Source organism: Gordonia sp. PvP123 (assembly GCF_040547295.1).
Lineage (GTDB): Bacteria > Actinomycetota > Actinomycetes > Mycobacteriales > Mycobacteriaceae > Gordonia > Gordonia terrae.
In genome coordinates, this window is sequence record NZ_JBEPPN010000004.1 from 511,339 (window position 1) to 525,112 (window position 13,774).

Below are 13,774 nucleotides of genomic sequence, written 5' to 3' on the forward strand. Positions count from 1 at the left end.
CCCACGTGGTGTAGATGTTACAAAGATACACAAATTGTTTCATTGCCACATCGTACGACCCCGACGAGGTGCAGCCCCACCATGTTGAACCCAGAAGTGTTGCAAGACAGCCTATCCCTGGTCATCGACGACGAACAGAAGTTGATGCTCGACTTCTACGACCGACTGTTCGATGAACATCCGGAGGTCCGGCCGATGTTCGGCGCCGACCTGCGACCACAGGCCGCGATGCTGCAACAGGCCATCGCCGCCGTCCTCGACCACCTCGACGACGCCGAGTGGCTCGGCCGCACACTCGGCGCCCTGGGACGCCGACACAACGACCTCGGGGTGACACCCGAGATGTACGAGTGGGTGGCCGGCGTGCTCATCACGACGATGGCCGAGCACGGCGGAGCCGAGTGGACCGACGAGATGACCTCCGCCTGGACCGAAGCCCTCGGCGCGGTCGCCGGCCTGATGCTCGACGCCTACCCGACCGCCGCCGACTGAGCCGCCCGGCTCTCGTACTCGCGACGCCGGGCCGGCGGCCGACCCACGTGCCATTGAGACGATTGTCACGAATCGTTTCTCGCCCGGGGGTAACCGCCGGTCAAAAGCCCATCACCCAGATCCGCCCGTCCGCTTTGGGCGTTTCGGCGCTCGACCGAGACGGGCCCATTTCTGACTACGTGTGGTATCAGATATCTGTTTCAGTCCGCGTTACGAGGAGGAACAGATGACCCGAGGCCGAGCGTTCGCCGCCGCCGCAGTGGCCGCAGTGCTGACATGGACAGGCGTGGGCACCGCGGTGGCCGACCCGAACATCCAGCTTCCCCGCCGCGACGACGGCACGTCGAATTGCGCCGTGCTGAACGGCCGGGCGTTCGCCGGCTACATCGGCACGGGAGACCCACAGCCGACCCGGCCGATCGACGAGAAGTTCGCCACCGCGCCCACCGTCTGGTGCAACACGAACGTCGGGTACAGCAAGACCTCCTACGGACCGAACGGGGTCACCTTCAAGGTGCCGCCGACCGTCGAGGGCTTGTTCCCGTACAACAACGCGGAGATCCTCGCGAAGCCGGTGTTCGAGCCGGGTCAGACGATGACGATGCGCGTGGGCGGCACCGAGCAGATCAAATCCTGGAACGGAACCACCGGGTGGGGCGTCTCCAACCGGTCGATCGATCCCCTGGGCCTCGAGATCGCCTGGTTCATGTACAACGGGTCCGCCGGGCTGGTCGGTCAGGCGAGCACGCTCACCGCGCCGATCGCCCATGCGCTCGGACAGGACTTTCCCAAGGGTTTCTTCATGATGGTCAAGAAATCGGGAACCCTTGTCCCCCAGGCTCGTTTGCTGCCCATGAACATTCTCGACAAGCAGCACGACTATGCGGTGAAGCTCGGTGGCAAGCAGGTCGAGTTCTACGTCGACGGCAAGCAGGTCGGCACCTTCGACAACGCGCCGACCGGTAAGTGGACCGACATCTCCCGCCAACCGGTCCCGCTTCTCGGACAGATGTGGCTCGACTCGAGTTACTGGTTCCCGCTTCCGATCCCGGAGTTCAACGGACGCTGGCAGACCGCGACGATGAGCCACTATCGTCAGGGCCCCTCCGCCACCACCCCGTTGACGTTCGAGAACTGAGCGTCAGCGGAGCCGGTCGCTCAGCGACCCATGTCAGAACAGTCCCCCTGCCGACCTCACGTCGGCAGGGGGATTGTCTACTTTTGCGGACTTATCTCGATGTGTTGTGAGTCATAGCTTCTGATGTGTACCTCTCACGTCACACAGGAGTTCCGATGACCAGACTGAAGTTCGGCACGTTCCTCGCCCCGATCCACGAGCCGGGACAGAACCCGACGCTGCTGCTGCAGCGCGATCTCGAATTCGTCCAGTACCTCGAGCAATTGGGATACGACGAGGCCTGGTTCGGCGAGCACCACTCCGCGGGCGCCGAGATCTACGCATCGCCGGAGATCATGATCGCCGCCGCGGGCGAACGCACCAGCCGCATCAAACTCGGCACGGGCGTCACCTCGGTCTCGTACCACAACCCGCTGTGGGCGGCCGAGCGCATGATCATGCTCGACCACCTGACCCGGGGCCGCGCCCTGTTCGGTCTGGGCCCGGGATCGCTCCCGACCGACGCCGCGATGCTCGGCCTCTCGCAGATCGACACCCGGGAACTGCTCGCGGAGAACACCGACATCATCATGCGTCTGCTCCGCGGCGAGACGGTGACGGCCAAGACCCGCACCCACGAACTGTTCGACGCGAAGATCCAGATGGCCCCCTACTCGGATCCGCTGTTCGACGTGGTGGTCGCGGCGATCGCGTCGCCCACCGGCGCGCGCCTCGCCGGCAAGTACGGCATCGGCCTGCTGTCGATCGCCGCCACGCTGACCGCGGACGGTTTCAGTGCACTGCAACATCATTGGGGTCTGCTCGAAGAGTTCGCCGCGCAGGCCGGACGCAGCGACGAGGTGGACCGCTCGACCTGGCGACTCGTCGGCCCCTTCCACATCGCCGAGACCAAAGAGCAGGCCTACAAGGATGTCGAGCACGGCATCGAGTACTGGTTCAACTACCTGCAGCACGTGGCGGCCTTCCCACAGATGGACGTCCGCGGGACCAACAAGCACGAGATGATCGACTTCATCAACACCTCCGGCATCGGTGTCATCGGTACCGCCGACGAAGCGCGTGCGCAGGTCCAGCGTCTGATCGATCAGTCCGGCGGTTTCGGCACCCTGCTGATCCAGGGCCACGACTGGGCGAACCCGCAGGCCACGCGCCGTTCCTACGAGCTGTTCGCCCAGGACGTCATGCCGTATTTCCAGGGCCAGGCGCAACCGATGATCGACGCCGCGGCCCGCGCCCAAGCGGTCCGCGAAGGTCAGGCAGCCGAGCACGTGAAGGCCGTCGAGCACATGACCAAGAAGTACGAAGCCGAGCTGGGACGGGTGTGACATGGCGAGCATCGAGGTGACCAAGGACTTCCCGTTGTCCGCGACGGACGTGTGGTCGTGGATCGGTGACACCGGCGGTGTCTCGGCCTGGATTCCGGCCATCGGCGAATCCCGGATGGACGGCGACGTCCGCCACGTGGTCTTCACCGACGGAGCACCGGCGCGCGAACGCATCGTCGCCTTCGACGAAGAGGCGCGCACCTACTCCTACGAGTACATCGACGGTCCGCTCCCGCTCGAGCACTACCGCTCGACCGTCTCGGTCACCGCAGCCGGCGACGACGCCTGCTCGGTCCGCTGGTCCGCGCAGTTCGGCGCCGAATCCGCCGAGGTGGAAGCCGAACTCGCCACGGCCATCGAGGGCATCTATGCGGCCGCCCTCGACGAGTTGGCCACCAAGGCCGTCTGAGTCTGATCCTCCAGGTCTCGGCGGGTGCGCGGCAGGACGCACCCGCCGGGGCCGCATCGGAAGGAAATCCATTGAACCCCAGTCATACCGCCGACGCGGTGGCGTCCGTGTACGCCGCCGACGCGGACTCGGTCCGCGATCGATACCGGGAGGTGCTCGCGCACTTCGGTTCCGGCGTCGTGGTCATCACCTCGGCCAGGCCGGACGGCTCACCCGTCGGGATGACCGTCGGCTCCTTCACGTCCATCTCGATGGAGCCACCGCTCGTCGGCTTCTTCGCGGGCAACACCTCGACGACGCTGCCCTCGGTCGTGTCGAACGGCGCCTTCTGCGCGAACGTCCTCGCCGAGGACCAACACCTCCTGGCCCGTACATTTGCGCGCAGCGGTGCGGACAAGTTCGCCGGCGTGGACTGGACCCGATCCGCCAACGGCTCGCCCCGACTGGCCGGTGCGCACGCGTGGATCGAGTGCACCATCGACGACCACCGGCCCATCGGTGATCACGATCTCGTCGTCGGACGGGTCGACGCACTGGGAGTGCCGACTGCCAGCGACCCGTTGATCTTTCATCGGTCGGTCTTCCACGGATTGCGAGCTCACCGATGATCCCCGACGACCAGCGGCGCTCGGCCCGTTCCGCGGTCGAGAGGTGCGTCGATCAGCTCCGCCTCGGCCGTCCGGTCATCGTCATCGACGACGCCGACCGTGAGAACGAAGCCGACCTCGTCATGCCCGCTCAGTTCGCCGACGTCGACGACATCGCCTTCTTCCTCGAACACGCCTCCGGCTTCCTCTGCGTGGCGATGACCGCGGACCGTCTGGCCGAGCTGGAACTGCCTCCCATGGTCGATGATCCGACCGACCCCCTCGGCACGGCTTTCACCGTGAGCGTCGACGCGGCCGTCGGTGTCACGACCGGCATCAGCGCGGCCGATCGGGCACGGACGATCCGCACCCTCGCCGATCCAGACGTCGGGCCGACAGACCTGACGCGTCCGGGTCACGTGATGCCGTTGCGCGCCAGGGAAGGTGGGGTACTCGAACGACGTGGGCACACCGAGGCCGCCGTCGACCTGTGCACCGAAGCCGGCCTCGAACCCGCCGGCCTCATCTGTGAACTCGTCAGCCCGGACCGGCGCGCGATGCTCGGGCGGGCAGACGTCCGGGACTTCGCCGCGCGTCACGGACTCGAGGTCATCTCCATCGCCGAACTCGTGGCCCATCGCCGGGCGGGCTCGTCGGTGGAACGGGGTGCGACCTGCGCCCTGCCGACCGATCACGGCGTCTTCGAGGCCACCGTCTACCGATCATCCGGTGGCGCCGATCATCTCGCCCTCGTGTACGGCAATCCCGCGCAGGGTGAGCCGCTGGTTCGCATCCACAGCGAGTGCCTCACCGGTGACACGCTCGGGTCGCGGCGCTGCGACTGCGGCGCCCAGCTGCGAGCCGCACTCCAGCACGTCGCGGACGCCGGCTCCGGGGTCGTGGTGTACGTCGGCGGCCACGAGGGTCGCGGCATCGGTCTCGCGGCCAAGATCGCCGCCTACCGACTCCAGGACCTCGACGGCGTCGACACCGTCGATGCGAACCTGCGCCTCGGCCAGCCCATCGACACGCGCGACTATCGGGACGCCGCAGCGGTGCTGACAGACCTCGGTATCCGACGCGTCCGGTTGCTGACCAACAACCCGGCCAAGGTCGACGGGCTGGCCTCCGAGGGTGTCGAGGTCGTCGAGGCAGTCGGACTCGAGATCGAGGCCACCGCGGACAACGCCGGATACCTCGCCACCAAGCGCGATCGGCTCGGTCACCGGCTGGCGCAGTCGGTGTCGACGACGACAGCGGCGGTGGTCTGAATGTCTGACGAGAAGTTTACGGAGACCATCGGATTCGGCTCGCTGTTCGAGCGGGTGACGGTGATGCACGCGACCGACCGGTGGGCCGGTGTCGCCGGTGACGTCCAAGCGGTCCTGGGATCACCAAAGTTCTCCGACGGTTCCGCCTGGGCGGCCTGGGATGCGTTGAGCGTCTCCGACGAGACGGACGGGCCGGCGTGGTCACTCCTCGCGCGGACCCCCGACCTGGCGGCGACGATCGAGGTCGCTCGCTCGCTGGGGTGGCATGTCGGTGAGAGGTCGGTGGGAGGTCATGAGACCCGGGTCCCCCTCCGCTCGCCGAACGGTCTGACCGTGATCGCGTACACCCCGACGTCGTGACCGGAAGACCCGCTCAGCGCGCCTGTCGCCGAGAACGCAGCACGGTGGTCGCGAGTTCGGCCCGGTTGCGCAGTCCGGCGGCCTCGAAGATGCGGCTCATGTACTTCTTCACCGACAGTTCCGACAGCGACAGTCGCTGGGCGATCTCGGCGTTGCTCAGCCCGTCGCTGACGAGTTCGGCAACCTCCAGCTGTCGCGGCGTGAGTGCCGCCAATGGATCGACGGGCTCGTGCGCCGCGGACACCGTCGCGGTCCGCGCGCGCAGCTGCCGCGCGAGAATGCGCATCGCGAGCATGTCCGACTCGTCCCACTCGCGGACGCGGTCGAACATCCCGATGAGAGCCTCGCCGTCGGAGAGTGGCAGGTGAAGGGCCGAGGCGGTGTCCATGTCGTTGGGGTGCAGATAGTCCACGACGTACGAGCGCTGCGGAACCGGCAGGCGGGACAGCTCCTCGAGAGTGGCGAAGCCCTCGGCGGTGAGAACCCGCCGGGCCCGCGGCAGCGCGAAGATGTCCTTGTCACGCCAGCGTTCGCGGTAGTCCCGCAGCAGCGGGGCCGCGGCACCGGTCAGCAGCGGTGCCGGATCGTCGAAGATCTCGCTGTAGGTCCGGCCGTGGAAGAACGTCACGTCACGAACCCCGAAGTACGTGGAAATGGCCTCGACCAGGCCTTCTTTGAACTGCTGGCCGCCGGCCGCGTGCTCGCACTGCTCGAGCACGGCCAGGACCCCGAGCATCTGTCGACGCGACAGCAGGTCCTGCCATCCCCCGCGAGGCGCCACCGACTCGGCGCCGGGACTTCGTCGGGCGCCCGGCTGAGAACTACCGCGCATAGCTACGAACAGTACCCATCGGCCCACTGCCACCGGCTCGGGTCGCACGATTTCACCGGATCGAGAGATACCTGACCATGACGACTTCTCCCCTCCCGACCGACCTCATGGCCGGCCTCATGACCGTGGCCCGGTCCCACTCGCTCGGTGACATCCCACGTCGGTCGGCGGCCCGAACGCCTGACAAGCCGGCCGTCATCCACCGCGACACCCGGCTGACCTTTCGCGAGTTCGACGACGCCGTCGACCGGGTCGCCGCCGCGTTGCATGCCGCCGGCCTGCGACAGGGACAGACCCTCGGCATCCTGTCGCACAACTGCTGGCAGTTCCCCGTGGTCGTCTTCGCCGCTGCCCGGATCGGGGTGGTGTCGGTTCCGATCAACTTCATGCTGACCGCGCCGGAGATCGCGTACATCCTGGACGACTGCGAGGCCGCCGGCCTGATCGTCGAGGACTCGCTCGTGCCCACCGCCGACGCCGCGATCGCCGCATCGGCGGCACCGGTGACCGTGCGCCGGTCGATCCCACTCGGCCCCGCCGGTTCCGACACCCGCTGGCCGTCCATCGACGACTGGCTGAGCGAGCCGGCCGGCGCATTACCCGACGTCCGCATCGCCGACGACGACGTCATCCGCATCATGTACACCTCCGGCACCGAGTCCCGGCCCAAAGGCGCGATGCACACGAGCCGAACGCTGATGTGGCAGTACATGAGTTGTGTGGTGTCGGGCGGCATGACCGACGATGACATCGAGGTGCACTCGCTCCCGCTCTACCACTGCGCCCAGCTGGACAACTTCCTCATCACCGACATCATGCTCGGCGCGACGAGCATCATCCTCGACCGTCCGGAGGCGACGACGCTGTTGCGGACGGTCGCGCGGGAACGAGCGACCAAACTCTTCTGTCCACCCACCGTGTGGATCTCGTTGCTGCGCTCCCCCGACTTCGACCCGGTGGCGCTGTCGTCGCTGCGGAAGGGCTACTACGGGGCGTCGGCGCTCCCCGTCGAGGTCCTGCGCGAGCTGAGCGCCAGCCTGCCCGACCTCCGGCTGCGAAACTTCTACGGCCAGACCGAGATGGGGTCCCTCGCCACGGTCCTGGCGCCCGACGACCAGGCCACGCGCGGGGGTTCCGCCGGCCGTCCCGCGCTGAACGTCGAGACGCGGATCGTCGATTCCGACGGTGCTGTTGTGCCGACCGGCAGTGTCGGGGAGATCGTGCATCGCAGTCCGCAGGTCACCGTCGGGTACCTCAACCTGCCCGAGAAGACCACCGAGTCGTTCCGCGGAGGATGGTTCCACAGCGGCGATCTCGGCTACTTCGACGACGACGGCTACCTGTGGGTGGTCGATCGGCAGAAGGACATGATCAAGACCGGCGGCGAGAACGTGTCGAGCCGCGAGGTCGAGGAGGTGCTGTTCTCCCACCCCGCCGTGCACGAGGCGGCTGTCATCGGAGTCCCGCACCCGCATTGGGTCGAAGCGGTTGCCGCAGTCGTCATCCCCGCCGCCGGGCGAACCGTCGAATCGTCAGAGATCATCCAGTACTGCCGGGATCGACTCGCTCCGTACAAGATCCCGAAGTTCGTGATCGCCGCCGAGTCACTGCCCAAGAACCCCAGCGGCAAGATCCTCAAACGCGACCTCCGCGACCGCTACGCCGACGTCGTCGACGGGTGAACTGGTCTCAGCCCGGTCCGAGCCGCTCGACGATCCCGTGGTCACCGTCGACCCGCACCCGGTCGCCGGTCCGCAGCACGCGGGTGCCCACCAGGGTGTTCACGACGCACGGCAGGCCGTACTCGCGGGCGACGACCGCGCCGTGGGAGACCGAGCTGCCGATGTCGGTGACCAGGGCACCGATGACGGTGAAGTACGGGGTCCAGCCGACATCGGTGACGGGCGCGACCAGGATCTCGCCACGCTGGACGTCGCGCGCCTCGACGATCGACTTCGCCACGCGCACCACACCTTCGACGGTGCCGCGACTCGCGGGACGCCCGACGATGCGATCGTCGGTGGCACCGCGTCGCGGGGCGGCGACGAGCGGGAACGGTCGTCCCACCGACACATCCTCGAACTCGAGAGAGTCCTGGAACGACAAGGCCTCTCGACGCTGCCGCGCGCTCTGCACCAGGCCGGTTGCTTCCGTAGGGCCGGCGTCGACGAGACGCTGCAGCTCGGCGCGGTCGAAGAAGAAGACGAGGTCGGCGTCCGGCAGTCGTCCGGTCTCGGCCAACACCTCACCGAGATGCCGGTAACCGCGCTTGAGCGCATGAGCCATCAGCGCCATCCGAGACTTCGTCTCCTCGCGACCGCGTGCGCCGCCCTGCGCCAGGCGGGCGAGAAGCCGGATCGCGGCCGGCGGCGTCTCGTCGACGGCGGCCGGGGCCGGAATTCGAGCGACGGGGTCGAGCGCCGACCGCACCATCACCTGCATCATCGCGCCCAGGCCGCCGGGGTCGTCGGCCCAGGACGGGTCGCGCATGCACAGTTCGCGGTACCCGCGATGACCGTGCCGTTCGAGGAAATGCCGCAACGCGCGACCGGCGTCGCCGGAGGCCGACCGCAGGTCGATGACCGCGTCATCCGGTGCTGCAGCAAGAAAATCCCGGGCAACCGCGGGGTCGGCCGCGATGGTGTGGACGACCGCGTCGAGTGCCGCGAGCATCATGGCGCTCTCGACTTCCGACGCACCGGCCATGAGCCGCGCGGCCTGCGCCTTGCCGTCCTCCTCGGTGCGTCCGTCCTTCACCGCCTGGCGGACCAGGACACTCTCCAGGACGTTGGCCGCCACCGCGGCGCGCGACGACGAGCGCACGTGGGTCAACGTCACATCGCAGTACTGCTCGACACCGGTCGCCAACTGCTGCAGCACAACCCGCGGATCGCGGCTCGTCGGCACCGGGAAGGCCGCGATCTCGGCGGGCAGTCGCCGGATGGCCGGGCCCACCGACAGGGCATGTGACGTGAGCCGGATCGTGTTGCCGAGCTTCCGTCGTAAAGGTTGTGCCGGTTTCGGTGTCAGCTCGTCGATCACCCGGCCGCAGATCGACATGGAGAACTGTTCGAGCGAGTTGCCGATGATGCCCGAGCTCAGCGCCGTGCCCTCGGTCAGGTTCAGGAACATGTGCCCGTAGAAGTAACCGACCTGGAGCCAGGGCTTCTCGTACCTCTCCTGTGCCCTCGCGACCACCTGCACCATCTGCATCGCATAGTCGATCGCGAAGCCGGAGACCGACGCGGTCAGGGGACAGAAGGCGCCGGGCATCATCTCGCCGATGTTGCACCGGGTGTACACGTGGTCGACACCGGCCGGCGGCGAGTCCATCTCGTTGAGGTCACCGGGGAGCGTGGTGATCGGCCGTGCCTGCAACCACCACAGTTCGCCGGCTTCGTCGATGGCCCACTCGAGGTCCATCGGTCGACCCCAGTGCTGCGCGGTGCGCAGCGCACCCGCGCGGACCTGTGCGATCTCATCCGGGGACAACACCGGCGCGGCAACGGATTCGTGCACCACCGTGTTGCCGTCGACATCGAGTACGAGGTGGTCGGGGGCGGCGGACCCGTCGACGAGTGCCTCCCCCAGTCCCGCGACGGCGTCGATGACCATCAGATCGCGGCGCCCCGACGTCGGGTCCGCGGTGAACACCACGCCTGCGGCGCGTGCGTCGACCATCCGCTGGACGACCACGTGCATGGTCGGCGCTGCGTCTCCGCTGTAGGCCGAGGCACGACGGGAATGCACCGAGGCCGCGCACCGACGGACGGCATCGGTGAAGGCGTCGACGGAATCGACGCCCAGCACCGTGTCGTACTGACCGGCGAAGGACTGGTCGTCCCCGTCCTCCCCCACGGCCGAGGACCGGACGGCGACCGGAGTCGTACCCGCGGCCATCATGTCGCCGAATCTGTCTGTGGCGGCGTCATGTACGTCCGCCGCGCCTGCCCGGTCCACCGAGGCGTGGGCGATGACGAACCCCGTCGGCACCGGCAGACCCAGACGACGCAGTTCCGCCAACCCGGCCGCCTTGCCCCCGTAGCGGTCGTCGATGATGTCGTCGAACTCGACAACGCTCGGCGTCACGTCGATCCCCTGCGTCATCTGGAACCGCCGAGCGAGTCGACGATCTCGGCGAGCGCATCCACGGCGATGGGACCCGGCTGATAGAGGCAGATCCGTTCCGACACACCGTCGACCCGGTCGCGGATGTGCGCGGCGACCTCCTTGGGTGTTCCACACGCCGCGATCGTGTGCAGCATCTCGTCGTCGATGAGGCCGGCCATCTCCTGCCACCGACCCTGCTTGGACATCGTGTTGAGCTCCGGTTGCAGATCCCCCCAGCCGTGCGCTTCCAGCACCGGCCGGTACGCCGGAGTGGAGCCGTAGAACGCCAACAACATCCGCGTCGAGGCGTGGTCATCGTCGAGATCTGAGCCGACTGAGACGATGATCTCGGGCACCACCTCGAAATCGTCCTCGGACCGGCCGGCCGCCGCGAGACCGTCGCGTACGGCGGGCAGCGTCGTCTCGTGCAGGAACCGCTTGGTTCCGAACGGCATCACCAATAGGCCGTCGGCGACCTCGGCGGTGGCCCGGGTGAGCCGAGGCCCCAACGCGCCCAGATAGATCGGTGGCGGACCGTACGGGTTCGGCCCCGGGACGAAGGTCGGCGTCATGAGCGTGTGCCGGTAGTACTCGCCGCGAAAGTCCAGCCGCTCGCCGGAGTTCCACGTCGCGAAGATCGCGCGCAGTGCGCCGACCATCTCCTTCATCCGCTCGACCGGACGGTCGAACTCGGCGCCGTAGCGCTTCTCGATCTGAGCGCGGACCTGAGTGCCCAGACCCAGGATGAATCGTCCCTCGCTGAGCAGTTGCAGGTCGTTGGCCTGGTGGGCGAGTTGGATCGGGTTGCGCGGGAACGCGATCGCGACGTTGGACATGATGTCCAGGCCCGTGACCGACGATGCGAGCACGAGCGGGGAGAACACGTCGTGTGGCCCCTCGAAGGTGAACACCCCCGATGCGCCCGCCTCCTGCAGGAGCTGTGCGCGTTCGACCGCATCGGTCGGATTGAACAACGCCGTCATGATCTTCATCGCGCGCCTACTCCGCCACGTCGGTCCAGTCGGAGAAGCCCGACGGATGGTGCGGGCCGATCACACCGTGCTCGAACAGGCCGGCGCCTCGTCGGACGGTGCCGTCGGGCTCGGTGCACACGGCCGACCCGACATGGTCGATGAGACTGAACGGGGCACGGGCCATGACCTCGTCGTCGGTCAGGTCGAAGGTGACGCGTTCGGCGAACGCGCCCTCCTTCCAGGTGCCGTGCGCCCACGAGGTGTCGCCACCGTAACCGGACCCGAAGGCGATGGGGGCGAACAACTTCGACTCGACGTCGAGCTCGATCCGATCACCGGCGCGATTCAGGAACTCGACGTGTGCGCCGTGGGGAATCCTGGTGCCGGACGTGTAGTGGATGGCGACCCGCACGCCGTCGAGCTGCTCCACACGGCCGTCCCGCCAGCGACGCGTGCAGTCGTACAGGCTCCGATGGCCGTCCGGATCCTCCTGCAGGATCAGGAACAACTGGAAGTCGTCGAAGGCCAGGGGGAGGTAGAGCCACCACATCCCGCGGAAGGAGGCGTCGGGCCGTCCCGCGGGTTCGGCCTCGCCCACCGGCCTGATGCCCCAGGACCGATCCCGACTGGCCACGCTGCTGTTGTGATCAACCGTCAAGCGCTCGCCGTCGATGTCGATCCACCCCTCCCACGACCCGACCTGGGCAAAACGACACGCCTCCAATGTGACCCGACGTTCGGTCAACATGTCGTGGGGCTTCTCCAGTGCCGCCGGGAACAGCCCCCGCCACGTGAGATCGGCGGCGACACCCTCGGTTTCCGCGAGGGTCAGGTGCATCTCCTGCAGCGGTTCGACGACGTCGAGACGGTACCCGTTGACGTTCTGGTGGAGCCGGTCGTCGTCGATGGCGTCGCTCAGGTGCACCGCGGTCTGCGTGTCCCCGCGCCGCACCACGAAGTAGGCGTCCTTCACCCCGAGCCGGGGGTAGTAGCCGATGCCGGTCAGAGCCATGAACCGGCCCTCGCGGTCGAGCACGTTGAAGTACGAGCGGTCGTAGAAGTTCCGGTCCGACGTCGCAGGCCAGGTGACCGGGGCCGGCGTCTGATGGATCGGGTACTCGTCGAGCGGACTCAGTTCCACGAAGACTCCTCTAATACGATGCACACTGTATTGGAACTACGATGGAACTCATGACAGCAGATGGCCAGAGGGAAAACAAGAGGTCGACGTCGTCGGCACCCGGGCGGCCACGCGACGGGCGGATCGACGCCGCGATCATCGCGGCGACCCGCGAACTGATCCTCGAGACCGGTTACCCCGCCCTGTCGCTGTCCGCGATCGCGGCCCGTGCCGGCACGACGACGGCCGCCATCTACCGGCGATGGTCGGGCAAGGCCGAACTCGTCCACGAGGCGGTGCTGTCCGCCGAGACCCTCGCCCCGCCAACCGATTCCGGAGACGTGCAGCAGGACATCCGTGCCCTCGTCGAGATCGTCCGGGCGATGTTCAACCGACCCGAGGTGCGGGTGGCCCTCCCCGGCCTGATCGCCGACACCGTCGCATCACCCGAGGTGCACAGTCAGATGATCGCCCGGCTCGCCGGCGACCTCACCGCCTTCGAGTCCCGCTTCGGCCAGGAACGCCGCGACGACGACCGGTTGCCCATGCTGGCGGAGGTCGTTGCGGGCACCGCGATATTCCGCATCCTCATCCGCAGCGACGCCGCGCTCGACGACGCCTGGGTCGATCAGATGGTCGAGCTCATCACAGAACGCTGGCCGGCGGGCTGATCGGCCCACGTCCCAGATCGACGAGTGCCTGGAACACCCGCGTCGGGTCCTCGGCGATGCGATTGAGAACGTACAACCACCATTCCGAGCCGAAGATGCAGGGCGGATTCAACTGGTCGTCGCAACACCATGATCATGGAGGTGTTTGCGGTGGCTACGGCGGACTGGAGTCGGAGGACCAGCGATGTGGCGGTAGGTGTTCGTCGGCAGTGGCGTGCTGATCGTGCACTTCGGCCGGCGATGCGATCGCCGGGGCGGCCGGAGCCGTCGCGGCAGGTGCAACGTGAGTTTTGGCGGGTGGTCGCGACGGGGGTGAGCACGGCACAGGCATCGATCGCTGTCGGTGTGTCGGTGCCGGTGGGTACACGCTGGTTCCGCCACGCTGGCGGCATGAGGCCGCTGAGTCTGGATGAGCCTTCGGGCCGCTATCTATCCTTCGCCGAACGGGAAGAGATCGCGCTGCTACGCGCCCAGGATCGTGGGGT

At 67.5% G+C, this 13,774-nt stretch carries 13 protein-coding genes and 1 pseudogene; 10 read left to right on the plus strand and 4 right to left on the minus strand.

The window, feature by feature from the left end; all coding sequences use genetic code 11:
• Positions 1 to 81: 81 nt before the first annotated feature.
• From ABIC25_RS10190 to ABIC25_RS10220, 7 genes are all read left to right on the plus strand, one after another.
• Complete coding sequence (locus ABIC25_RS10190) at positions 82 to 492, plus strand: globin domain-containing protein (protein ID WP_354561271.1); 411 nt, start codon at positions 82 to 84, stop codon at positions 490 to 492.
• 226 nt (positions 493 to 718) lie between these two features.
• On the plus strand, positions 719 to 1,630 hold the full coding sequence (locus ABIC25_RS10195; protein WP_354561273.1) for a LamG domain-containing protein: 912 nt from the start codon (positions 719 to 721) through the stop codon (positions 1,628 to 1,630).
• Positions 1,631 to 1,785: 155 nt separating this feature from the next.
• Positions 1,786 to 2,955: an LLM class flavin-dependent oxidoreductase gene (locus tag ABIC25_RS10200; protein WP_058249683.1), complete on the plus strand. Its 1,170-nt coding sequence runs from the start codon at positions 1,786 to 1,788 to the stop codon at positions 2,953 to 2,955.
• 1 nt (position 2,956) lies between these two features.
• Positions 2,957 to 3,364, plus strand: coding sequence for an SRPBCC family protein (locus tag ABIC25_RS10205; protein ID WP_101821235.1), 408 nt, complete (start codon positions 2,957 to 2,959; stop codon positions 3,362 to 3,364).
• Positions 3,365 to 3,435: 71 nt separating this feature from the next.
• Positions 3,436 to 3,972, plus strand: a complete 537-nt coding sequence (locus ABIC25_RS10210; protein WP_354561275.1) for a flavin reductase family protein — start codon at positions 3,436 to 3,438, stop codon at positions 3,970 to 3,972.
• Positions 3,969 to 5,222, plus strand: a complete 1,254-nt coding sequence (gene ribB / locus ABIC25_RS10215; RefSeq protein ID WP_354561276.1) for a 3,4-dihydroxy-2-butanone-4-phosphate synthase — start codon at positions 3,969 to 3,971, stop codon at positions 5,220 to 5,222. Before ABIC25_RS10210 ends, ribB begins: the two co-directional genes overlap by 4 nt.
• The gene (locus ABIC25_RS10220; RefSeq protein WP_354561277.1) at positions 5,223 to 5,582 is read left to right on the plus strand and encodes a hypothetical protein; all 360 of its coding nucleotides are present in this window, start codon (positions 5,223 to 5,225) and stop codon (positions 5,580 to 5,582) included.
• A 13-nt stretch (positions 5,583 to 5,595) separates the two neighbouring features.
• Here the strand turns inward: ABIC25_RS10220 and ABIC25_RS10225 are convergent, their stop codons facing one another.
• On the minus strand, positions 5,596 to 6,414 hold the full coding sequence (locus ABIC25_RS10225) for a helix-turn-helix transcriptional regulator (RefSeq protein ID WP_354561278.1): 819 nt from the start codon (positions 6,412 to 6,414) through the stop codon (positions 5,596 to 5,598).
• 77 nt (positions 6,415 to 6,491) lie between these two features.
• Between ABIC25_RS10225 and ABIC25_RS10230 the strand changes: the two genes are divergently transcribed.
• Positions 6,492 to 8,096 (plus strand): fatty acyl-CoA synthetase, encoded by a 1,605-nt coding sequence (locus ABIC25_RS10230; protein ID WP_354561280.1) that lies wholly within the window; start codon positions 6,492 to 6,494, stop codon positions 8,094 to 8,096.
• Positions 8,097 to 8,103: 7 nt separating this feature from the next.
• Here the strand turns inward: ABIC25_RS10230 and ABIC25_RS10235 are convergent, their stop codons facing one another.
• The 3 genes from ABIC25_RS10235 to ABIC25_RS10245 are packed head-to-tail and all read right to left on the minus strand — an operon-like array spanning position 8,104 to position 12,639.
• Positions 8,104 to 10,521, minus strand: coding sequence for a PEP/pyruvate-binding domain-containing protein (locus ABIC25_RS10235; protein ID WP_354561281.1), 2,418 nt, complete (start codon positions 10,519 to 10,521; stop codon positions 8,104 to 8,106).
• Positions 10,518 to 11,516 carry a TIGR03617 family F420-dependent LLM class oxidoreductase gene (locus tag ABIC25_RS10240; RefSeq protein WP_354561282.1) on the minus strand — a complete coding sequence of 333 codons (999 nt, stop codon included), beginning with the start codon at positions 11,514 to 11,516 and terminating at the stop codon, positions 10,518 to 10,520. Before ABIC25_RS10240 ends, ABIC25_RS10235 begins: the two co-directional genes overlap by 4 nt.
• 7 nt (positions 11,517 to 11,523) lie before the next feature.
• Positions 11,524 to 12,639 carry an Rv3169 family protein gene (locus ABIC25_RS10245; protein ID WP_354561283.1) on the minus strand — a complete coding sequence of 372 codons (1,116 nt, stop codon included), beginning with the start codon at positions 12,637 to 12,639 and terminating at the stop codon, positions 11,524 to 11,526.
• Positions 12,640 to 12,689: 50 nt separating this feature from the next.
• Here ABIC25_RS10245 and ABIC25_RS10250 point away from each other — a divergent pair, with 50 nt between their 5' ends.
• A complete protein-coding gene (locus ABIC25_RS10250; RefSeq protein ID WP_354561285.1) occupies positions 12,690 to 13,289 on the plus strand; it encodes a TetR-like C-terminal domain-containing protein in 600 nt (199 codons plus the stop codon).
• Between the two features lie 135 nt (positions 13,290 to 13,424).
• Positions 13,425 to 13,774, plus strand: a pseudogene (locus ABIC25_RS10255) (IS30 family transposase); the annotation flags it as partial.

What these genes read in the sequence shown, in the direction of transcription:
- ABIC25_RS10195 (WP_354561273.1), top strand. Translation starts at nt 719, where the DNA reads ATGACCCGAGGCCGAGCGTTCGCCGCCGCCGCAGTGGCCGCAGTGCTG.
- ABIC25_RS10205 (WP_101821235.1), top strand. Translation starts at nt 2,957, where the DNA reads ATGGCGAGCATCGAGGTGACCAAGGACTTCCCGTTGTCCGCGACGGAC.
- ABIC25_RS10225 (WP_354561278.1), bottom strand. Translation starts at nt 6,414, where the DNA reads ATGCGCGGTAGTTCTCAGCCGGGCGCCCGACGAAGTCCCGGCGCCGAG.
- ABIC25_RS10230 (WP_354561280.1), top strand. Translation starts at nt 6,492, where the DNA reads ATGACGACTTCTCCCCTCCCGACCGACCTCATGGCCGGCCTCATGACC.
- ABIC25_RS10220 (WP_354561277.1), top strand. Translation starts at nt 5,223, where the DNA reads ATGTCTGACGAGAAGTTTACGGAGACCATCGGATTCGGCTCGCTGTTC.
- ABIC25_RS10200 (WP_058249683.1), top strand. Translation starts at nt 1,786, where the DNA reads ATGACCAGACTGAAGTTCGGCACGTTCCTCGCCCCGATCCACGAGCCG.
- ABIC25_RS10190 (WP_354561271.1), top strand. Translation starts at nt 82, where the DNA reads ATGTTGAACCCAGAAGTGTTGCAAGACAGCCTATCCCTGGTCATCGAC.
- ribB (WP_354561276.1), top strand. Translation starts at nt 3,969, where the DNA reads ATGATCCCCGACGACCAGCGGCGCTCGGCCCGTTCCGCGGTCGAGAGG.
- ABIC25_RS10235 (WP_354561281.1), bottom strand. Translation starts at nt 10,521, where the DNA reads ATGACGCAGGGGATCGACGTGACGCCGAGCGTTGTCGAGTTCGACGAC.
- ABIC25_RS10250 (WP_354561285.1), top strand. Translation starts at nt 12,690, where the DNA reads ATGACAGCAGATGGCCAGAGGGAAAACAAGAGGTCGACGTCGTCGGCA.
- ABIC25_RS10240 (WP_354561282.1), bottom strand. Translation starts at nt 11,516, where the DNA reads ATGAAGATCATGACGGCGTTGTTCAATCCGACCGATGCGGTCGAACGC.